Here is a 21,424-nt window from a genome sequence, read left to right as displayed (position 1 = left end):
AATTACCCCTCCCCAACCCTCCCCTTGGCAAGGTGGGGTGTATTTTATCTGCCTGAGAATTGATATATAAACAAACAGGTAGAGATATTTGTAAATCATTGATGATTGCTATATAAGTGTTTTTCCATGTCAGACTTCAGACTTGAGACTTTCTGCACGAGCATGAAATTCAGCGATAGTTTTGCTATAAATTTCTGACAAACGCTGAATATGAGCATCCATCGTAAATTCTTCGTGATACCAAGCTTCGCCTTTTTCACCCATTAATCTAGCTTTGGCATAATTTGTGGCTAATTCATTAATTGCAGCTGCTAACTGTGCAACATTATTAGGCGCAACTAAAATCCCGGTTTTGTTATCTTGTACGTGTTCAGGAATTCCACCGACAGCACTAGCAATAACAGACCGATAGCGTGCATAAGCTTCTAATGTTACAAGTCCCGCAGGTTCCGGCCAAAGACTGGGAAAAATCACCGCCAAGCACTGTTGATAAAGGGTTTCTAATTGGTCAGAATTACACCAACCATGCCAAGTAATGCGATCGCTTAACCCCAAGTCATGGGCTAATTTTTCCATATTGGCCTTATCCCAACCATCACCAGCAATATCTAAGTGAATATGTCGCTCAGTTTTGGCTAAGGCTTTGAGTAACCACTCTAAACCTTTATCGGGAACAATCCGACCAGCAAATAAAATTCGCTGATTTTGATAAATTGTCCGAGTCAGAGCTTCTGTTGCAACTTTGGGTAATTGCACACCACAACGCAGCGTCATTACTCGTTCTGGTGATATACCCGCCTGAATAATTTGCTGACGCACATATTCACTATTAGCGATGAGGGGAATTTTCAGTTTTTTCAAATTACTCAGCGGATTGGCAGCATTCCACCAATTACCCAGAATTTTTTGTGGTCGCCGACTACCACAACCATCGACTAGATGACCCCAAACACAACCAAGGGGATTCATCACGCGATCGCAAATTTTGCCGCGGTCGGCTAGATATTTTGTGCCACTGGGACAGTAGCTACAGTGATTGTGTAGGGTAAAAATTGCCGGACATTCTTCGCGTAAATCTGCTAAAAATTCTGGATCGTGAATATGCAGTAATTTGAACTGCTTTTGATCCACTATCTGAATAGAATCCAGAGGGCGATCGCTAACTTCAATAATTCGAGAATTTACTAAAGAAGCTACATAAGTTTCTATTCCTCCTCCTCCATTTATATTAGTGTTAGTACAGTGATGAATCATTTGTATATTGGTTACGTTTTTGCTCATTTTATAGACCGGCATTAAACCAAAATTTGTGTCTGACATCGTTTACATAATGTCTTAAGGCAATATGTTTAGCAGCATAACGATCAGGATAAACAAATTGGTCATCTACGTTGATAATATATTTATCTGCCGCCAATGGTTTAGCATCGTCATTATGCATAGCTAAATGCACTACAGTTTGGTCTGTATAAAAGATAGGTGAATCGACAAATTTTTCTACTCTTTCTAGTGGATTGTACCAATCTAGTTGTTTTTTGAGAATAAAAAAGCCTGCATTTACCGGATTTAGTTTGTCAGTAGCTTCTAAAAGAATGCGCTCATCTAAAGAAGGTTTACAATCAGGTAAATACCAAGTAGAGCTATCATCAGATTCACATAATTTAATTAAATCCGTCGCCCCAGGAAAAAACAAAATATCAGCATCGGTGTAAATTGTTGGCTCTGTAATAGAGAGTGACATCAATGCTGCTAATCTTCTCCACATAGCCATTGTGGGGCGATGGGGATGATTCAAGGCATAGTCAAAAATATAATGAGGAATTTGTGGATTAGCTAGGTCTTTCCAATCAACAACATCTACACAAGGGTGAATATTGCATAATATATTCCGAGAATTTATTGTATAGCTACCATCAGAGATGACGGTAAATTTATTAGGAATCCCAACATGGCGAATAAATGAGCGAATGCTGGCAACTTGTACAGGTAAATCTCTTTCACAAGAAAAAGAATAAACGTTGATATCAGCCTTGCGAGATTGTTGAATAGGAAATTTGCTAATTTTAGCAACCAATTTCGTATATAAATTGCTAATAAATTGCCCTTGAATTCTGGCAGCATGGTAGCCAATATTTACCATTTAATTCACCTCAAAAATATAGAAAAATTATTAAATGTAAATGAGCTTTTTATAGAGACGTTGTATATATAGTGTTTTCGACTCTGGTGGGTTACAAAATTACCCCTCCCCAACCCTCCCCTTGGTAAGGGGAGGGTGCGCGACAGCGCGGGTGGGGTGTATTTCATCTACCTGAGAATTGCTATAACGCCTCTACAGAATTTATCGAGTAATTTATTACCCCGCTTGACCCATTTCGTATTGAGTCTTGTGATACTCCCAAAGCTTGCCTTTTAGCTCTAGGAGTTCTTGATATTTACCTTGTTCAACGATGCGCCCTTGTTCTAAAACAACGACTTTATCGGCGTTGGCGATAGTAGAAAGACGGTGAGCGATCGCAATTACTGTCCGACCTACAGATAGTTTTTCCAATGATTCTTGAATCAAGCGTTCGGTGACGGAATCTAGGGCGCTGGTGGCTTCATCTAAAATCAAAATTTCTGGGTCACGTAGCAAAGCCCGTGCGATCGCAATTCGCTGGCGTTGTCCTCCAGATAATCTTACGCCTCTATCTCCTAATTTGGTGTCAAAACCTTCGGGCATTTCTTCAATAAATTCCAGCGCATTTGCTAGACGCGCAGCTTCTCGAATATCTGCTGCGGTTGCGCCGGTTGTCCCATAAGCAATATTTTGCCAAACAGAAGTGTTGAAAATAAATGTGTCTTGACTGACTACTGCAATTTTATGTCGCAATGAAGTTATGTCAAATTTTTGAACATCAATTCCATCAATCATCACATGACCTTCTGTCGGGTCGTAAAATCTCGGAATTAAGTCAATTAAGGTGCTTTTACCTGCGCCAGTTGCACCGACTAACGCTGTAGTTTTGGCTTTTTCAATGCTTAATGTAACATTATTTAGCACTAAGTGATTGGGGTCATAACCAAAATCTACAGAAACAATATCAATAGAATGTTTTAACTCAGCAAATTTAATTTTGCCATTATGTAAGTAGGTTTTATCATCAGTTCTCACTAAATCTTTGATGTTGTCTGCTGCACCTACAAGTGTACTCAGATGCGCTCTCGTACCATTAATATCTTGAATAATGGGTACAACTCGAAATAACACAAAGAAAAATGTGAGTAATGACGCTACCTGGAGGGTGCCATTCACCACAAAAAATGTAAAAGCAAAAATAATCATGCCGATGAGAATTGTACTAGCTATACTTTCGGCTAGAGGTCTCACCAATGCCCAAATTAAGATAACTTTTTTGGAAGTACTGACTACATTATCACTAGCTTGATAAAATCGTTGTCGCTCAAAAGCTTGAGTACCAAACGCCTGTACGGTGCGAATTCCGTTAATAAATTCTATGGCTGTGGAAGTAAAGTGACCGTTAGCAATAGAAGTACTAAAACTTGTTTCTCTAGCACGCGCATTGAGGGTTGATAAACCTACACCTGCTAAGGTAAATAAAAGTAGAGAAATGATAGACAACTGCCATGATAATAAAAACATCGAGATAAAGTAGACAGTGGCAGTGATAGTTCTAGTCATCAAAAAAGCCGCACCGCTAAACCACTGTTTAATGCGTTCAATTTCTGTGGTAATTGTATTTATCAGTTCACCAGAACGCGTTGTTGCAAAGTAACTCAAAGGTAAACTTTGCAACTGTTCAAAAATTTGCTTACGCAGGCGATCGGCTAAATAAAGTTGAGTGCTTTCTGTATATACTTGTGCCAAGTAATTGAAACCAGCTCTTATCCAAGTACTCAATAAAATCAGCAAAGATATGCGATATAGTCTACTAACTGCCGAAGTATTGGCGGCTAAAATCCAGATATCAAACCACTCGACACCAGTTTGAATAGGTTTAGCATTGGGATTAGTTAAATTTTGCAAAAACGAAAGCAAAAACCCAATACTAAAGCCTTCAAATGTGGCTGCTAAGAAGGAAAATACTAAAGCAAATATAGCAACTTTGCGGAAATGTTTAAATTCTCGCAATATGAGATAGTTTTCTTGCCAGAATTTACTCGCCTTAAATAAATTGTTTAATTGTTGTTTTAGTTTAACAAGCATGAGTTTTGAACAAATATTTCCTAATTCCTACAGGTTGCTATAGATGCTCTGTGATTATTTGGCTCTAGCTTAAGTGCGGCAAATGAAGTCATCAATTACCGCACTGCTTGGAGAGGTTTGGAGCTAAATAGAGAAGATAGCAGTCAATAATTAGTAATTATGAATTATTAATTATTAAGTTTGATTCTGTCTGGACTGGCCAAGAACTTGTAATGACAGGTAATTGATTAAGTTGTAGTTGTGCTTCTGCACTCAATCGGATAGCTGCTTCTAAAGTCCAACAACGAGACCCCATAAAACTCATATCACCCCGCAGTACATTGAATAACTGTGGTAAATTTTCGAGACCATATTGACGCATCCAACGACCTAACGGTGTAATGTTGCGCTTGGTTGTGGTAGAGAACTTAATAGCTCGAAAGAGTTTACCGCGTTCTCCTACATACCACTCACCAGAAAATAGTGATGCAGGTGAGGTAATTTGCAACAAGACAAGCAATATCATCATGACTGGAGTTAGTAATAGCAGCATCGCTAAAGCCGCAATCCAATCAATGATTCGCAGGAACCATCTCCAAGGTTGGCTATTTTGTTTAAACAGTAAATTTTCTGAAGATCCGTAAAGAAACATCGGCTTATGAGCTTCTTTACAAGCATCCGCCCAAAACTTTACCCAAGTCTCACCAATTTTAGGGTCTACACTGACCAAATTCACCGGAGAATGTTTTAAGCAATCAATTAATAATTGCTTGTTTTCTAAAGCTGGTAAATATGGCTGTTGAAGTTTATCGGGGGACTTGACTAACAACTGACCTCGCCGCCATTGGAGTGTGCAGTATGCAGTGCTTGACGGAGTTGCACTATAAGCAGTCTGTAGAGTACGAACTAATGAGCTAGTCATGTGTCTTTGGATTAGTACGATAATAAATTGCTGATCTCGAAGGCGATTCATGCCAAAGACTTTGATCTGAATCTTGTCTTGCTCTCAAAATTAGTAGATGACTGATGACAAAAATATGCTTCAAATATTCATCTTGCAGAAGTTTGCTGCTCTGAAGATGGCGAAATAACAAAGATAATAACTAGGTAGATAGCAATCAATATTTGGGGAAATCTTGCAGGTAAACTCGCTGTTTTTTAGATAGCAAAGATATTGGATAGATGTAGAGGTAAATCATCCAATTACTCTTTTGCTCCATCCTTGGTAAGTTTGTGGGATTTGGTCTACCTTGGTTGTTAATTTGTTGAGTCGAAGAAAACTAGTCCACTTTTATCTTTTAGCTGCTTGAAAGGAGCTTTAATCTCTAGGATATAAGAGTCTGTAGAAATGACTATATACTGAAGTAGATTCTTTATTTAGTCTTTAAATTAGTAGGAATTAAAGATCATAATTATAAAGTAGATATGAATATACTGAATTTTTCATACGTAAAGAGGATTTAATTTTAACAATAAAAATGTTTGAGCAAGACATTTATTTTGGCAGAAATGTGCAAAAAAAATATGTGCGATCGCCTCTACCAAAAGAGCGATCGCACATATCTAAAATGTATCGTTTTTACTATTTCTCTACTGCTTGTTTCAAAGCCAAACGATATTCTTTGGGATATTGGACAAAACTACTGTCAGAGCTAGAAACGCCATTAGCTACGACTCCAATCAGATTTAGCTTCCTCAACATACCTGTAGCTTGAGCAAGTTGGTTGCGAGTCACAACACCCATACTAGCTACCAACACCACACTGCGACAGGACGATGCTGTTAACATAGCATCTACCAATCCTAAGACTGGTGGTGCATCTATCAGTACCAAATCATAGTTATCTTCAAAGGTTCGCATCAGTTGGATCATCCGGGGAGAACTCAACAGATGCGCCGGATCGGTAGGTTTCGGCCCCGCCGTCAAAATATCGATGTAGGCTGAACCTAAAGATTGAATCCCAATCTGATTTGGTAATGTCACTTCACTACTGAGTAAAGTTGATAGTCCTTGCTCATTCGGCAAATTTAGCTGTTCGTGCAAACTGGGATCGCGTAAATTAGCATCAATTAGTAGTACTCGTTTGTGTAACCGCGCCGCACTCATCGCTAAACCCAACGCCATACCAGATTTCGCTTCATCAGGTAACGCTGAAGTAATCATCAAAGACTTCAAACTAGATACAGTATTGAGCAGTTCAATATTTTTGTAAATTAAATCCAGCGATTCCCAACGAGGTGGCGACTGTAACACCTGAATTGTCCAAGGCGCAGATGTTTCTGGCTTACCAAAAGGCAACTTAATAATTGAATCTCTGGCTTTGGCTGGGGGAAGTTTGGGTGTTGTTCCCAACAAAGGTAAAGCTACTTGTTTTTCTAACTCAGCAGTTGTATGTACAGCATCATCAGAAGCCTCCCGTAAAAAGGCCGCAATACCTCCCAACATTAACCCCACAACAGCACCTAATAAAAGATTTTGTTGTAAGTTGGGGCCTAGCTGTACGCCATTGTGAGGTTCTTCCACAACTTCCCAATTAAATCCACCTTTGGCTAGTTCTTGACGCAATTGTTGTTCGGCTCTTAACAGTTGCTCTAACCTTTCCCGGCTAAATTGCAGCTGTGGTTGGATGCGATTGTAATAAGCTAACAAAGGCGGGAAGCGTTTGATTTCCAGCCGTAATTGAGTTTCTTTTTGCGCCAAAGTTTGATCGCGGGCGCTCAACGCAACTATAGTTGTTTGGGTTTCTACTAGTTGACTAGCAAGGTTTAAATCAATTTGGCCAAACTGTCCCTGTTCTAACAGCGAGTCTCTAGAACTAACTACGCCATAAGACTTTGTACCTAAAGTCCTACCTACTTCTTGTTCTAATAATGCTTTTTGGCTAGTCAATTGTTCTTGCAACTTCTGCACATTGGGCGTTTCATCTGTGAAGCGCAAGCGTTCTTGAGCTAGTGCTAGTTCAGTTTTTTGGATTTCGTTGAGTAACCCTTGATAGCGAGTAGACTGACTCAGGCGAGAAGCAACTAAGGCATTTTGGGGAGAACGGTTAAGTTGTTCTTCTAAAGATTTTTGCCGTGCTATGGCTTCTTGATATTGAGAGCGCGTTGTGCGGCGTTCTTGCTCAACATTATTCAACGCATCTTCTAGGGCTTTGGCTTGAGCCACTGGATCGATTAAATTCTGGTTGCGGCGGAATCTTTGCAAATTTGACTCAGCTGCGTTTACCTCTTCACTGGCCTTACTCAACTGTTCCCGAATAATTTGCAGCCCTTTTTGTAGACGAGAATCCTGTTGTTGTTTGTTGTATTCAACATAAACTTCCCGAACAGCCGTCAATACTTTTTGCGTCTTCACCGGGTCTCTATCGGTGTATTCTACTTGGAAAATTTTTGTGGCGACATTATCTTCTTTGCTTTTTAATTGATTTAACGCTAAAGCACCTTTAATCTCACCTATACTGATGTCTGGATATTCCCGACGAAGTTTATCAACTGCTTTTTGAATCAGTCCTGAACTTTGCATAAGATTTAGCTGGGTAGCTGTGTCTATCTCTACATTGGATTCAGTAAACTGATTTTCTACTCCACCTGTTTCTTTTTTACCTTGATAGTTAGGCTCTACTAGCAGTTGCATTGAGCTTTTGTAAGTAGGCTTTGTCTTAGCAGTCATAATTGCTGCCATTGCAATTGAAGCCACAAATACTGCCACAAACCAAGGAAACCTGCGAATAAAAACTGCTAATAGTTGTCCATAACCCGGCTCTGTGTCAGCAATTGTATTTACACTGGGATTAAGACTAGTCTGAACCACTTTTATTATCCTTCTCTGCGAGACGCTACACGAACAACTAACAAGCCAGATGAATAATTAATGAGTTATACAAGTTTGATCAATAAGTTGCTCAACCTTCTTAAAAAATACTGGTTCTGAAAAATTGTTCACTGCGTGATTACGAATATTTTCATAATTCCAAGTGATGCGTCCGGACTCTAGTAATGCAGCTTGTAGAGAGTCTGGTGTTTGTCTTTTAAAAAAGACTCCAGTTATACCATGTATTTGAGTATCTAAAACGCCACCAGCGCCATAGGCAATTACTGGTGTGCCACTAGCATTGGCTTCTACGGGAACTAATCCATAGTCTTCTAAGGCAGCAACAATCACCGATTTAGCTTGAGAAAATAAGTCTTTACGTTGGCGATCGCTCACATGACCTAAAAATTCGATATTATCTAATGCCTTGGCTTTTAAACGTGCTTGTTCTGGGCCATCACCGGAGATTAATAACCGCCACCCCAACCAATTAAAGGCTTCGACGATTATATCTAGCCGCTTATAACTGATCATCCGTGCCGATGCCAAAAAATAATCTTCTTTAGTATCTGAATAAACAAAGTTACTGGTATCAATTGGATAGTTAACTACAATTGCTGGCTTGCCATAAATTTGTTGAATTCTCTTAGCAACAACGCTGGAATTAGCAATGTAAAGGTCAGGTTCCTGAGCATATTTCAGGTCTACATTCCGCATTAACTGAAAAATTTGTTCAATTAATGGCGCAAAATATCGATAATCTCCATACTCTCGTAAATATGTTTCTGTATCCCACAAAAAACGGGTGACATTATGACAAAAACAAACATGGCGAGCATCAGGACGTTTGCGTACAGCTTTGGCAAAGCTGGTGCTACTGCTGATAATTAAATCGTAGTCTTGCAAATCCAAAGCCCGAAAGGCTGGAAAGTAAAAGGGTGCCATCATTCTAAAATATTTAGCTGCACCCGGAATTTTTTGTAAAAAAGTTGTGTTGACTATCCTCTCACCTAAATCAATAGTTTTTTGGGGGTCGTATAAAGAAGTAAAAACATCTGCTTCGGGGTAGCGCTTACATAATAATTCAAATACGCGCTCTGCCCCTCCACGCTGAGTTAAGTAATCATGGACGAGAGCAATTTTCATAGATTTTATTCAATCTGCTACTAAATTTTGAGAGATAAGTATTTTAGTCAATTACTGCTAAATCTTTCGTGTTTAGCACTATAAAATTTTACAATTAAGTTATTAGTTCATTAGAATACTTTTTTGGCAATATTTATCTGATTTTTATCTTAGTTAAGTTATTTATAATAGTTACTTCTTGCTAAAAATCTTTGTTCAGTAAAAATATTTCTTTAGACATAGAATAAAATTTGAAGTTGCCTTTCCACGCTATAGCCAGCCTAGAACATCGATTTAATAATCAAGAACTTAACCTCCCAGTCCCCTTTCCTTCTCTGTGTCGGAGAGAGGTTGGAGGAGAGGTTATTCTAGAATTACTAAATTTGTGTTCTAGGCGCAGTAGAAAAATTGAGCGACTCAGATACCCGACTTCTTCAAGAAGTCGGGTATCTGTTTATCTAAAAATAATTGAGGCTGGCTATATCAAAAGCAAGTATTAACCAACAGCCACGAGAACTTTTTCCGATGCAAAATAAGCATTTTGTTCAGCGCGGAGTTGATCGCAAAGTCTGCCTTCTGGTAACTCTACATCATCGTAAGTGAGAACTTGATCACGAGGAATATCTCGTTTTAAGCGACAGCCTTCAGCTAAACCCATTGGTAAAAGTTTTTCTGCCTGAACAATAGGAGAATTTTCACATTGACCGTAGGTCATATAGTAACCAATTCCATCAAGTGTTTCTCCGGCTTGCAAGTCAACTTTGGCAGTTGTGACGACATCTACCAATGGTTTACCAATAGGAGCCATAACAGCATCGCGGAAAAGGACAGCACGCGCCACCGATAGGGGAACTTCAAAATGGCAGAGGTGATAAGGAGTATAGAAGCTATAGAGAGGCCCTTCACCTAATTTGTAGAGGTTGAGATAGTGGCGTTGTTTGGGGTCATCATGGGTGGCGAAGACAAATACACCAGGGCCGGGTTTAGCACCAACTACATAATCAACTATCCCGCCTAATTCTTTGAGTTGGTCAATATCATACATATTGGTCATTTCATCAACATGACCTGCGAAGTCATAGCCGAGCATTCCCCGCTTGGCGACTTGCATTCCGGTGGCGTTAGCAACGATCGCCTGCTCGAAGGAAATTTTGCTACCATCAGCAAAGCTTGTCACCATGTGAGCTTTTTGTCCCCAGCGTTTAGCAAATCCTTCTTGGGTTGTGGGGTTGCGATAGGGGTCTTGCAATCCTTTGATGTTACCGCACAGTAATGGTGTCAGACCGATGCTCTGGACAAATCTGTAAAGATTCATTTCTACCCCTGGTTGGTCGCCATCGCAAGCGCTGAGAATCACACCAGCCTTGTCAGCGTAAACTTTCAGGATAGAGCCAACTGTACCGTCAAGTTCGGCATTCATCATAATGACGTGTTTGCGATGAGCGATCGCTTCCATGACAACATGAGCGCCAAATTCGACTGCGCCAGTCACTTCAATAATTGCTTCGATGCTTTCTGATTGGCAGATAACTTTAGCATCATCTGTAACGACATATCTACCGCTGGCGATCGCATCTTCTAAATCGCTGACTGTGTTAACAACTTGAATATCTTCAATCCCCGCTTCTGTATAAGCTCGTTTAGCTCCATCAATACTGCGATTGAAGATAGCAACTAACTCCATTCCCGGTACTGAATTAATAATTTGGTTGGCAATTCCTCGCCCCATAAAACCAGCACCAATCATTCCCACTTTGATGGGATTACCAGCCGCTGCACGAGCTTTTAAAGCGTTATCAATAATAATCATGAAATTCCTCTGATTGCTATTTTTATGTATTAAACAGACAGATATCAGCAGTTAATAAACCACTAACTATACACTTGCTGTAACTTCTTCACCTTCTCCCACACGCATCATACTTAACAAAGGCCAATTTAAATCTTTTTCGGAAATTTCTGTGACTTCTACAGGCCATTCAATGTTAAAAAATGGGTCATCATAACGCAAACCTCTTTCATATCCTGGTGTATAAAATTCACCAACTTGATAAATTACTTCCGCATCATCTGTTAATGCTTGATAGCCGTGGGCAAACATTTCTGGTACATACAAAGCCCGGCGATTATCTGCGGTTAGTTCCACACCAATATGAGATAAAAATGTAGGAGAATCAGGACGCATATCAATAATTACGTCATAAATTGCCCCTTTAGTGCAGCGAACTAATTTTGTTTCGGCTGCGGGTTGTAGTTGATAGTGCATTCCCCGCAAAGTGCCTTTTTTGTAGTTATAAGATAAGTTGCATTGAGCGACAACTGGCTTTAAACCGTGAGCTTCAAACTCTTGAGCGCAGAAATAACGAGCAAAAAAACCACGATGATCGCTTCTTGCTTCTAAATCAATAATGTAAGCATCTTGAAGATTTGTAGCGGTGAAAATCATGAATTACCTCGATATAAATGTGGGCTAATTAGTTAAACAACAGCTTTGTCTACTTCAGATATAGAAAGTTCGGCTCTGGGATAAGTATCATCCCAGAATTGTGTACAAAGGTCTGGTCTTTCTGGCGGGTTAGCGGTGTAACAAAAGAATAGTGTTGACCGCGTTTGGGTGCGAACAGTTCCATGATGTAAAGTATTTTTGGTATCGACAAAAATGACTGTACCTGCTGGCCCTGGGCAAGATTTCCAAGCTGATTTAGGAATGACCTTTTTCACTTGTTCATCATCAATCCCCATATAGCTTGACTTCCAAAGTTGGTAGTAAAGTATCCAATACTTCCAACTAAATAAGGGGGTTAAAGAACGAGGAAGATATTCAAAAGGCCCAGTTTTTGCTTCTACATCATTCAAGCAAACAAAGATTTTGATCAGGCGGCGGTCTTCTGCATCGCTATGCCATAATAGAGTGCCAAATTGATGATCGCTAGGAAAATCTTGGCGTAAATGTACACCATGAAAAGTAATCGGAACCCCAATATAATTTTCAATGATGTTGATTAGCCTTTCCTGGGTTGCCCAATTATAAAACTCTGGTAGACCTGTAACTGTGGTAATTTGCGGCCACTTTTCTGCTAGATGTTCGTTGTTGGGATTTTGCATCCGAGACAATTGCTCGTAAGCAGCTTTGAGTAGTTCTGAGGTAGAATCTAAGCCTAAATCTGCCAATGTTGTCACGCAAACGCCATCTTTTTGCAGCGCCTCAAGAATTAGGCGATCGCGTTTTTCTAATGCAGGTAAATTTTTTCTATGTTGCCAACGTTTGAGGCTAAAAACCAAATCGGAGTATAGAGAAGATATTTTGTATTTAATTGTCTTCAGCATGACTTGAGCATTGAAATTATGATGAGTCAAAAGTTGGGAATTACTTGAGTGACTTTCTGTGCTACTAAGAAATTTCTTGCAGCATTTCTGGTTTGCTAAAAGTATCATCCCAATATTGAGTACAAAGTTCTGGGCGCTTGGGTGGGTTAGCGGTATAGACAAAAAATAGTGCTAACCGTGCTTCTGTGCGAATAGTACCGTGATGTAAAGCCGTTCTCGGATCTGCAATCACTACTGTACCTGCTGCGCCTGGGCAAGATTTCCAAGCTGATTTGGGAATAATTTTTTGTACTTCTTCATCGTTAATTCCTAAGTAGCCGGACTGCCAAAGTTGGTAGTCAATTCGATAGGAATTTAAATGAGGAAAAGATGTTAAATGTAAAGGAATATACTCAAATGGCCCGTGCTTTTCTGCAACATCATGGAGATAAATAATTACCTTGACTATTTTGCGGTCTTCGGAATCTTTATGCCACAATAATGTGCCGAATTGGTGTTCATTGGGAAAGTCTTTGCGTAGATGGACACCGTGGAAAGTAACAGGTAAACCTATGTAGTTTTCAACTATTTTTAATAGTCTGTTGTCTTGTCCCCAATTAAAAAATTCTGGTAAATCTGTAACTGTATAAATTTGTGGTAATTTTTCACTCAAATGGGTGTTATTGACATCTGCCATTCTGCTTAATTGTTGATAAGCAGCTTTTAACATTTCTGGGGTGGATGTTAAGCCTAAGTCAGTGAGTGAGGTTACATAAGCGCCTTCCCGTTTGAGAGTGTTAACAATTTGGCGATCGCTTTCTTCTAGCACAGGCAGTTTGGGTGCATATTGCCAGAGTTTTATTCTATAAGCTAACTCTGAGTTCAGTGTTGCCATTTTGCCTTGAAGTGTATTTAGCATAGGATGATTACTTGGTTTTGATAATTGATTTAAGTTGCGATCGCCTGTTATTTGCTGTTCGTACTTCTTGCGGTGTTGGTTCGTTAGCTTCGGCAAGTTTCAATTCTTTTAAAGCCATCACATCAAAAGCAGAAAGACTTACTAAAGCCACAAAGGGAATCGCTACCTTAATGGCAGATACAGGCCATCTTCTTAAAGCACCTAAAAAAACTTTTAAATTAACTTCCTTGCCATTTTGCAACAACATCCGTCGGCAAAATTGCTTAGAATATCCACATTCTCCTAATTTCAAAATGACTTCGGGAATGTGTTTGTATTGCATTAGTAGTGCAGATTTTGGCTCTTTTTGCCAATAACTCACGCCCACAATACATTCTAAATAAGTCTCTTTGGTGACAATTATTTTGCCGTGTGCAGCACAATAACCAGCCAAGTATGCTAAAGATATCCAATTACTCGCCGCATTTGGCCAAATTTCTAAGGCGCGTTTGATTAAGTCGCTGCGGTAAACACTAGCAGTCAGGAAAATAACTGCACCAACACTTTTAGCAAAGCAATGTTCAAATATAGCTTGACTATCACCACCGCCATCTTCTACATCAGCATCAAACCAGCGATTACCAACAATTGTTGGGGGATGAACTGGTTCACCAGTAATTTTATTGCGTCCAGAAAAGTTGAGAAATAATAAGCCTAAATCTTCATGTTGTTTGAGCTTGTTAATCACATAAAGAATGGCTCTATCTTGAATTGGATCATCATCACCAATTGTCCAAACATATTTGGATGTTGCAGAACTTAGGCAATACATAATATTTCTCATTACGCCTAAGTTCTCAGAATTTTTGTGAGACTTAAAAGTGATGTTACTCAGGTTTGCTTGCCATTTTTGAATCACAGTCTGAGTATGATCTGTAGAACAGTTATCTGAAACTAAAATTTCACATTCAGACTCAAAGCCTTGAATTGCTTTTGCTAACCAAGCTAACTGTTTATCAAGTAATGCAGCACGATTATAAGTAGGTATAGCAATAGTCAGTAATTTATTCATAATTTCAGGAATAATGTTCGTCAAGCATCACTAAGTTTCGCTGTAAAAACTCGATTTAGTTACTTTTGGTAAAAACAGCAATTTACGTGTAGATACAATTACTAAAATGAGATAAGCAATAATAATATTCATTGCTAAAGCTGGCCATCTTCTTAAAGCTCCTAAGAAAATTATCCAGTCACTTTTGGTAATGATATTCTGCAAAATCATTTGTAGACAAAATGTTTGAGAATATCCAATCTCTAAAAGTTTTGCATATATTTCCGGGATATAAATATATCTCATCATGATTGACCATTTTGGATCTTGCTCTAAATAACTAGCGTGCATTGTACATTCTAAATAGTTATCTTTAGTAACAATCACGCTGCCGTGAAGCGCACAAAATCCTGTCCAATATGCTTGAGAAGCTAAATTTTTACAAGAAGATGTCCACTGTTGTAAAGCGCGTTTGACTAATGCTGTTTGATAAACAGTTGCTGTCATAAAAATTACGCCACCAAAACTTTCTTTTAGATAACGTTGTAATGCAGCTTTACCATCAGTTAGGGGAGCATCACTATCACTATTAAACCAACGTTCTACAGTGATTTGATTGGTTAATTTATCTCGTCCACAGCAGTTAAGAAAGATTAGTGCTGTATCAGGATTCTGCTGGATTGTTTTTAATAAAAATGCTAGAGCATTTTCCTGGATTGGGTCATCATCTCCCACAGTCCAAACATATTTGCTACTAGCAGCTTGAATACAGGCAGCAATGTTAGGCATTAAACCTATATTCTCTTGATTTCTCTGAGATTTAAATGTTGTTTTACTAAAGATAGACTGCCATTTTTTAATGATTTCTTGAGTGTGATCTGTAGAACAATTATCAGAAATAATAATTTCACATTCAGCTTCAAATCCTTGAATAGCTTTTGCTACCCAGCAAAGTTGCTTTTCTAGAAGTTCAGCGCGATTATATGTAGGTATAGCAATGGTAAGTAGTTTATTCATTTTTTTAGGCAAAAAAATAATTTCAAAATGAGGTTTACTGGTACTATCTAGATACCCGAATTCTTAAAGAATTCGGGTATCTAAGTTATCTAATATCAGTACTTACTTTCTATTCCAGAAAAAATCTTTGTCAATTTGTTCAGTACGGATGAGATACTCTAGCTGTTTTAAGCGAGTAAAGCCTCTAAACAAAAAGGTGTCTTCAGTCATATCAATTTGACTGAATAAGTTAAACAGTTGTTGTGCGCCTAATTGAGCATTCCAATCACATTTGAAACCAGGGAGAATACTGTTAATTTTCTCGAAGGATACGCGATAACTGCGATTATCTGCACCATTTTGACCAAAGCTTAATTTACAGCCAGGGAAAGCATCAGCAATAATTTCGGCAATTTCTTTGACTCGATAGTTATTACTGGTATCGCCAACGTTAAAAACTTGATTGTGTACGACATCACGCGGTGCTTCTAAAGCACAAACAATGGCTTTACAAATATCTAGTGCGTGAACTAATGGCCGCCAAGGTGTACCATCACTGATCATTTTGATTTCTTTGCTTGTCCAAGCTAACCCGGCGAGGTTGTTCAACACGATATCAAATCGCATTCTGGGGGAAGCGCCAAAGGCTGTGGCGTTCCGCATAAATGTCGGTGAAAAATCATCATCCGCAAGGGGTGTAACATCTCGTTCGACGAGGGTTTTACATTCGGCGTAGGCGGTTTGCGGATTTACGGAAGATTCTTCTGTCACATCGCCTTCGGTAGCGACACCATAAACACTACACGAAGACATATAGACGAAGCGGCGTACACCCATTGTTTTAGCTAAGTTAGCGAGGCGTACAGAACCTAAATGATTGATTTCGTAGGTGATATTTGGTGCTAATTGTCCGGTGGGATCGTTAGATAGTTCCGCCATGTGAACGATCGCTTCTACACCTTCTAAATCTTCGGGGGTGATGTGACGGATATCTTTATTGAGGGTTTTGGCTGTAACTTCTGTACCGTTGTATAGCCAGCCAACTTTATAAAAGCCTGTATCAACACCAATAACTTCATGGCCACGTTCAATTAACAGAGGAGGCAATAAAGAACCTAGATAGCCTTCTGTTCCAGTTACTAATATTTTCATTGTGGGAAATTCCTTTAAAAGTTTTAAGTAGTGTTGAATGTTTTTTGGGCGGGCAAGATTGCCCACCCTACAATATATTTCCGGGACTGTGGTATGTTTACACCACTCCCTACTCCCCACTCCCAATACTTATGCAACAATTACAGTTTCAAGATGGGATTGTTGGGGAACTTGAGAGGCGATCGCTTTGCCAATTTCTAAGGAAGATGTGGCTGCTGGTGAGGGTGCATTGCAGACATGGATGGAGTTTTGACCAGGAATGATCAAAAAGTCATCTACTAGTTTGCCGTCATCCATTAAAGCTTGGGCGCGAACTCCCGCATGGGTGGGAACTAAATCTTCGGCTTGGACTTCGGGAATGAGTGTTTGCAAGCTTTTGACAAATGCTGCTTTGCTGAAAGAACGAATGATTTCTTGAATACCTTCATCAGCGTGTTTAGCTGCAAGTTTCCAGAAACCGGGATAAGTCATCACCTCGGCAAAATCTCTCAAGTCAAAGTCAGTTTTTTTGTAACCTTCCCGCTTGAGGCTGAGAACAGCATTCGGCCCAGCATGAACTGTACCATCAATCATTTTGGTAAAGTGAACGCCGAGGAAAGGGAAATCGGGGTTAGGCACTGGATAAATCAGGGTTTTCACCAAATAGCGTTTTTCGGGGGTGAGTTCGTAATATTCGCCCCGGAAAGGTACGATTTTGGCTTTGGGTTCTACTCCACCTAACTTAGCAATGCGATCGCTATGCAATCCGGCACAATTGATCACAAATTTAGTTTCAAAGTTACCGTTATTAGTTTCCAGTACTTGATTGTTACCACTGGCAGCAATTTTTAATACTTTGGTATTGAGGCGTAAATCTCCGCCTTGCTTTTCAATTAATTGGGCGTATTTTAAACAAACTTGCTTGTAATTAACAATACCAGTTGAAAATACCCGAATGCCAGCGACACAACTAACATGAGGTTCAATTTCTTTTACTTCTTCTGGGCTAATTTTCTGAACTTGTAAACCGTTTTCTAAGCCGCGTTTGTAGAGATTTTCTAACCGTGGTAGTTCTTGCTCATTGGTAGCAACAATGACTTTACCGCAGATTTCATGGTCAATTTCATGCTCTTGGCAAAATTCCACCATTGAGCGGCTACCATCTCGACAAAATTTAGCTTTAAAACTCCCTGGTTTGTAATAAATACCAGAGTGAATTACGCCACTATTATTACCGGTTTGGTGAAATGCCCAGTTGCTTTCTTTTTCTAATACTAGAATGCGTGCTTGTGGATAGCGTTTACCCAAGGACATCGCTGTTGATAAACCTACTATGCCACCGCCGATAATCGCAAAATCGTACATTGGTATTACTGCACTTGAAATAATTGTGAATATGTCAATGGTTAATGCTCAATGGTCAAAAGGCAAGAGCTAGAAGCGCAAAGTATGAAATTTCACACTTCACACTTCACACTTCCCACTTCCCTTACCATACTTGCCAAGGAGCCTTACCACTTTGCCATAGGTCTTCGAGATAATTTTTATCGCGTAAGGTATCCATTGGTTGCCAAAAACCATTGTGTCTAAAAGCAGACAACTGCTCCATATCAGCCAGCTTTTCTAATGGTTCTTTCTCCCAAACGGTTGTGTCATCCGCAATTAAATCAATAACTTCTGGTTCGAGAATAAAATAACCACCATTTACCCAAGCACCATCACCATCGCGCTTTTCTCGGAAGCTGGTAATTTTAGTTTGTTCTTGTTCTAAGGAAATAGCTCCAAAACGTCCGGCTGGTTGTACAGCGGTGAGTGTGGCTAATGTCTTTTGTTGTTGGTGAAATTTAATTAGCTCGGTGATATTTACATCACTGACACCATCACCATAAGTAAAGCAGAAAGTATCATTGCCTACGTGTTCAACAACTCGTTTTAAGCGTCCCCCGGTCATAGTTTGATCACCTGTATTCACTAAGGTGACACGCCAAGGTTCTGCATAACCAGAATGCACATTCATCTGGTTAAAACGCATATCAAAAGTTACATCTGACATATATAAAAAGTAGTTAGCAAAATACTCTTTAATGACGTAACCTTTGTAACCACAACAAATAATGAAATCATTAATACCATGTGCCGAATAAGTCTTCATGATATGCCAAAGAATTGGTTTACCACCAATTTCAACCATCGGCTTGGGCTTGATACTGGTTTCTTCACTGAGGCGTGTACCAAGTCCACCAGCCAAAATCACCGCTTTCATGCAATTACCTCGGAGATTTGTAGGGAATTATTATTTTGAATTTCTGGAGATGAAGAGGATGCACTTGGTTTGAGAAAAATTGTTTTTCTCTGTTTTTCTCCGTAAATAATCTAACTAGAATTTTTGCTACTTGTATGAAGGGAAAGTAAATTAAAATCTTTTATGTGTAAAAGGTTTATGAATAGTTTTTACACGGAAAATTTTCTCACTTAAATAAATATAAATGTTACTAAAAAAATAATCAGGATGATATTTCTATAATCCTGATCTAAGTTGCTTTTGCTTATATTGATACAACAATTTTTTAGTAATAAATTAGTAGCAAATTTTACCTGTATAAAAATTATTTTGTGAAAATAAAAATTGCTAGATCCCCGGCTTATGTAAGAAGTCGGGGATCTTATTGTTAATCCTCAATCAGGATTATTGACAAATGACCAATGATTCCTCCCTAATTTGTCCCGACATTTCCCCAGGCGCTAGAACTTTGCAGCAAAGCATTACATTGACTTTCAATGATCACGCACATACTGCTGAGTGCTTGCTGGTAGTTTTCGGTATCTTCTTGTTCTAAGGCAAGTTTGGCGGCTAATTGTAAATCTTCGACGGCTTCGTGATTGTTTTTGGCGGCTTCTTTTCCACCGTATTGGGCAATTTCGTAGCGTACCATACCGCGTTTGAGATACACTTTTGCCAGTTTTTCGTTTAGTTGTAATGCTTGGTCAAAGTCCGCGATCGCTTTTTGGTATTGTTGAGCGTAATCGGTACTATATTGAGCCATTTGATAGTATACCGAACCTCGCTGGAAATAAGCTTCGGCTTTGGAGGCGTTGAGTTTAATGGCTTCTGAGAAATCTGCTATGGATTTTTGAAACTCTTGGATAGATTCACCGCTGTACTTAGCTATCTGCGCCCGGACAATCCCTCTTCTGATATAGGCTTCGGCTTCTTTAATGTTGAGGCGAATGGCGTTGTTAAAATCCGCGATCGCTAAATGATATTCTCGATCTGGATCGTTGCTATACTCAGCCAACATATAGCGAGCGTTACCGCGATTAACAAAGGCTTTGACTTCCTGGGGATTGATTTGCAGAGCTTGGGAATAGTCTGTTACTGCCCCTTCATAGTCTTTTAAGTTGTAACGAGCATTACCTCGGTTAATAAAAGCTTTGGCATAGTTTGGTTCTTCTTGGATGGCTTTAGTAAAGTTTTCGGCTGCTTGCTTAAAGTCGCGCACTTGGTAAGCAGCATGGCCTTGTTTGTAATAATCGGCAAACTGGAGAGCTTGATGACTCGGTTTGGAATTTGCCCTCAAAGTTTGTTGGGTATAGGTATTCTGTGATACCAACGGATGAGTGAATTTTACCATCACATCCAAATAACCCAACATCCCCAAACCCACACAACCTAAAACTATGGGGTAAAGTTTTGATATTTTGCGCCGCTGATAAGGAAAATATGTGGGCTGATTGTTTGCTTGCCAAGAATTTGCCCGCGCAAATGACATAGCTGGCTGTGGTATGCGTGTTGGCTGATTGTACCGTCTTGTGGGGATGGTACGGGGTTTGAGATGTTCTTTATTTTCAATTGCCCGTTGTGATGGAAAGGGATCACGCCCGCCTAAGCGCAAAGAACGTTCACACCAAGGGCAGTCGTGCAGGTGGTTGCTGTAACGATGCTGCGGATTAGTGGTGCAAGTAATCAACGAATCTTCCGCTTCGGTGAGGGCAGACAGCCAACTTTGAGCGCTAGGACGTAACTGTGGATTATTATGACCTGCTTCAAAACACTGGACAAACAATTCCTGCAAGCTGGGATGTAGCATTTCCCAAGGGGGGGCAATGGGAGTTGGCAGGTAAGGAACTTGACGGTGTTGGCTATAGGTAAAATGTCCAGCGGCAATGCGGACTTCGTAGGCTGGTGGTTCGGCGGTGCCTTGAAAAATCCCGGAAAAGGGATGTGTACCTTCCATTAACAATTGGAAGATTAGCACTGCCAAACCAAAGGAGTCGTGACTGATGTGGCGATCGTGTTGGGCGAAGACTTTATTTTGTAGTTCTGGTGGCGTAAACTCTGGTTTACCCACTCCACAGCGGTAAACCAGATTGTTTTTTACATCTGGCACTTGGAAAGAGTCAGTATCTACTAAACTCACCAGTGCAGTGTCGCTGACTAAGATGTTGGACTCGTTGACATCACCCACGCAATAACCACTGGTGTGCAAAGCCGCAAAAGCTGCCGCTAAATTACGCGCTGTGCGAACTAAGTATTGATAGTTAAATAACGGGCAGTGTTGGCGACGGGTTCTAGGGTTGTAAAAATCGATAATTGGCCGCATTCCCCGAATTCGGGGCATGATGAAACCAATAACGCTTTTGCTCCCATCTGCCGTTTTGATTAGTTCTTGCGGCCAAGCGATGGAAATATGCCCCAAGTTAGCTGTGGGATTTTCCGGTGGGTTAGCCAGCATAGCTTGCAGTTTTTTAGCATGATTGGCTGTGGGTTTGTGATAAACCTTCGCCACTAAATCGCCATCAGATGGCACTGCATAAATACAGGCTTCACCACCTCGTCCTAAGCTAACGCTGAGGTTGATAATTTCTGGCTGGGGAAGACAACGTAGTACCTTCATGTTTAAGTCACAGTTAACGGGGGTT

Annotated in this window: 16 protein-coding genes; all 16 read right to left on the bottom strand. The window is 39.8% G+C overall.

The window, feature by feature from the left end:
- Nucleotides 1-129: 129 nt before the first annotated feature.
- The 16 genes from IQ244_RS16365 to IQ244_RS16290 all read right to left on the bottom strand — a co-directional run bounded on the left by IQ244_RS16365 (nt 130) and on the right by IQ244_RS16290 (nt 21,399).
- Complete coding sequence (locus IQ244_RS16365; protein WP_193895880.1) at nt 130-1,281, bottom strand: glycosyltransferase family 4 protein; 1,152 nt, start codon at nt 1,279-1,281, stop codon at nt 130-132.
- 1 nt (nt 1,282) lies between these two features.
- The gene (locus IQ244_RS16360) at nt 1,283-2,140 is read right to left on the bottom strand and encodes a hypothetical protein (protein ID WP_193895878.1); all 858 of its coding nucleotides are present in this window, start codon (nt 2,138-2,140) and stop codon (nt 1,283-1,285) included.
- Nucleotides 2,141-2,356: 216 nt separating this feature from the next.
- Entirely contained in the window at nt 2,357-4,207 is a 1,851-nt protein-coding gene (gene hepA / locus IQ244_RS16355; RefSeq protein WP_193895876.1) for a heterocyst formation ABC transporter subunit HepA, read from the bottom strand.
- 157 nt (nt 4,208-4,364) lie between these two features.
- Complete coding sequence (gene hepC / locus IQ244_RS16350; protein WP_193895873.1) at nt 4,365-5,108, bottom strand: heterocyst development glycosyltransferase HepC; 744 nt, start codon at nt 5,106-5,108, stop codon at nt 4,365-4,367.
- Between the two features lie 660 nt (nt 5,109-5,768).
- Nucleotides 5,769-7,997, bottom strand: coding sequence for a GumC family protein (locus IQ244_RS16345; protein ID WP_193895871.1), 2,229 nt, complete (start codon nt 7,995-7,997; stop codon nt 5,769-5,771).
- 57 nt (nt 7,998-8,054) lie between these two features.
- Nucleotides 8,055-9,143, bottom strand: coding sequence for a glycosyltransferase (locus IQ244_RS16340; protein ID WP_193895869.1), 1,089 nt, complete (start codon nt 9,141-9,143; stop codon nt 8,055-8,057).
- A gap of 475 nt (nt 9,144-9,618) precedes the next feature.
- Nucleotides 9,619-10,932 (bottom strand): NAD(P)H-dependent oxidoreductase, encoded by a 1,314-nt coding sequence (locus IQ244_RS16335; protein ID WP_193895867.1) that lies wholly within the window; start codon nt 10,930-10,932, stop codon nt 9,619-9,621.
- A 66-nt stretch (nt 10,933-10,998) separates the two neighbouring features.
- Nucleotides 10,999-11,568, bottom strand: coding sequence for a dTDP-4-dehydrorhamnose 3,5-epimerase (gene rfbC / locus IQ244_RS16330; protein WP_193895865.1), 570 nt, complete (start codon nt 11,566-11,568; stop codon nt 10,999-11,001).
- 32 nt (nt 11,569-11,600) lie between these two features.
- Nucleotides 11,601-12,449, bottom strand: a complete 849-nt coding sequence (locus tag IQ244_RS16325) for a phytanoyl-CoA dioxygenase (protein ID WP_193895888.1) — start codon at nt 12,447-12,449, stop codon at nt 11,601-11,603.
- Nucleotides 12,450-12,513: 64 nt separating this feature from the next.
- Nucleotides 12,514-13,347 (bottom strand): phytanoyl-CoA dioxygenase family protein, encoded by an 834-nt coding sequence (locus IQ244_RS16320; RefSeq protein WP_193895863.1) that lies wholly within the window; start codon nt 13,345-13,347, stop codon nt 12,514-12,516.
- A gap of 7 nt (nt 13,348-13,354) precedes the next feature.
- Entirely contained in the window at nt 13,355-14,398 is a 1,044-nt protein-coding gene (locus IQ244_RS16315; RefSeq protein ID WP_193895861.1) for a glycosyltransferase family 2 protein, read from the bottom strand.
- Between the two features lie 30 nt (nt 14,399-14,428).
- Nucleotides 14,429-15,394: a glycosyltransferase family 2 protein gene (locus IQ244_RS16310; RefSeq protein ID WP_193895859.1), complete on the bottom strand. Its 966-nt coding sequence runs from the start codon at nt 15,392-15,394 to the stop codon at nt 14,429-14,431.
- Between the two features lie 102 nt (nt 15,395-15,496).
- Entirely contained in the window at nt 15,497-16,525 is a 1,029-nt protein-coding gene (locus IQ244_RS16305; protein WP_193895857.1) for an SDR family oxidoreductase, read from the bottom strand.
- A gap of 129 nt (nt 16,526-16,654) precedes the next feature.
- The gene (lhgO, locus tag IQ244_RS16300; protein ID WP_193895854.1) at nt 16,655-17,869 is read right to left on the bottom strand and encodes an L-2-hydroxyglutarate oxidase; all 1,215 of its coding nucleotides are present in this window, start codon (nt 17,867-17,869) and stop codon (nt 16,655-16,657) included.
- Between the two features lie 124 nt (nt 17,870-17,993).
- Complete coding sequence (gene rfbF / locus IQ244_RS16295; RefSeq protein WP_193895852.1) at nt 17,994-18,767, bottom strand: glucose-1-phosphate cytidylyltransferase; 774 nt, start codon at nt 18,765-18,767, stop codon at nt 17,994-17,996.
- Nucleotides 18,768-19,218: 451 nt separating this feature from the next.
- On the bottom strand, nt 19,219-21,399 hold the full coding sequence (locus tag IQ244_RS16290) for a tetratricopeptide repeat protein (protein WP_193895850.1): 2,181 nt from the start codon (nt 21,397-21,399) through the stop codon (nt 19,219-19,221).
- Nucleotides 21,400-21,424: the final 25 nt, after the last annotated feature.

The organism is Nostoc sp. LEGE 06077, from assembly GCF_015207705.1.
Taxonomy (GTDB): domain Bacteria; phylum Cyanobacteriota; class Cyanobacteriia; order Cyanobacteriales; family Nostocaceae; genus Nostoc_B.
The sequence above is the reverse complement of the archived record's forward strand: the minus strand, read 5'-3'. Positions and strand labels throughout refer to the sequence as shown.

Bases quoted from the DNA above. Each gene is read 5' to 3' on its own strand.
- rfbF (WP_193895852.1), bottom strand. From the start codon at position 18,767: ATGAAAGCGGTGATTTTGGCTGGTGGACTTGGTACACGCCTCAGTGAA.
- IQ244_RS16365 (WP_193895880.1), bottom strand. From the start codon at position 1,281: ATGAGCAAAAACGTAACCAATATACAAATGATTCATCACTGTACTAAC.
- IQ244_RS16290 (WP_193895850.1), bottom strand. From the start codon at position 21,399: ATGAAGGTACTACGTTGTCTTCCCCAGCCAGAAATTATCAACCTCAGC.
- IQ244_RS16340 (WP_193895869.1), bottom strand. From the start codon at position 9,143: ATGAAAATTGCTCTCGTCCATGATTACTTAACTCAGCGTGGAGGGGCA.
- lhgO (WP_193895854.1), bottom strand. From the start codon at position 17,869: ATGTACGATTTTGCGATTATCGGCGGTGGCATAGTAGGTTTATCAACA.
- rfbC (WP_193895865.1), bottom strand. From the start codon at position 11,568: ATGATTTTCACCGCTACAAATCTTCAAGATGCTTACATTATTGATTTA.
- IQ244_RS16305 (WP_193895857.1), bottom strand. From the start codon at position 16,525: ATGAAAATATTAGTAACTGGAACAGAAGGCTATCTAGGTTCTTTATTG.
- IQ244_RS16315 (WP_193895861.1), bottom strand. From the start codon at position 14,398: ATGAATAAATTACTGACTATTGCTATACCTACTTATAATCGTGCTGCA.
- IQ244_RS16320 (WP_193895863.1), bottom strand. From the start codon at position 13,347: ATGCTAAATACACTTCAAGGCAAAATGGCAACACTGAACTCAGAGTTA.
- IQ244_RS16325 (WP_193895888.1), bottom strand. From the start codon at position 12,449: ATGCTGAAGACAATTAAATACAAAATATCTTCTCTATACTCCGATTTG.
- hepA (WP_193895876.1), bottom strand. From the start codon at position 4,207: ATGCTTGTTAAACTAAAACAACAATTAAACAATTTATTTAAGGCGAGT.
- IQ244_RS16360 (WP_193895878.1), bottom strand. From the start codon at position 2,140: ATGGTAAATATTGGCTACCATGCTGCCAGAATTCAAGGGCAATTTATT.
- hepC (WP_193895873.1), bottom strand. From the start codon at position 5,108: ATGACTAGCTCATTAGTTCGTACTCTACAGACTGCTTATAGTGCAACT.
- IQ244_RS16335 (WP_193895867.1), bottom strand. From the start codon at position 10,932: ATGATTATTATTGATAACGCTTTAAAAGCTCGTGCAGCGGCTGGTAAT.
- IQ244_RS16310 (WP_193895859.1), bottom strand. From the start codon at position 15,394: ATGAATAAACTACTTACCATTGCTATACCTACATATAATCGCGCTGAA.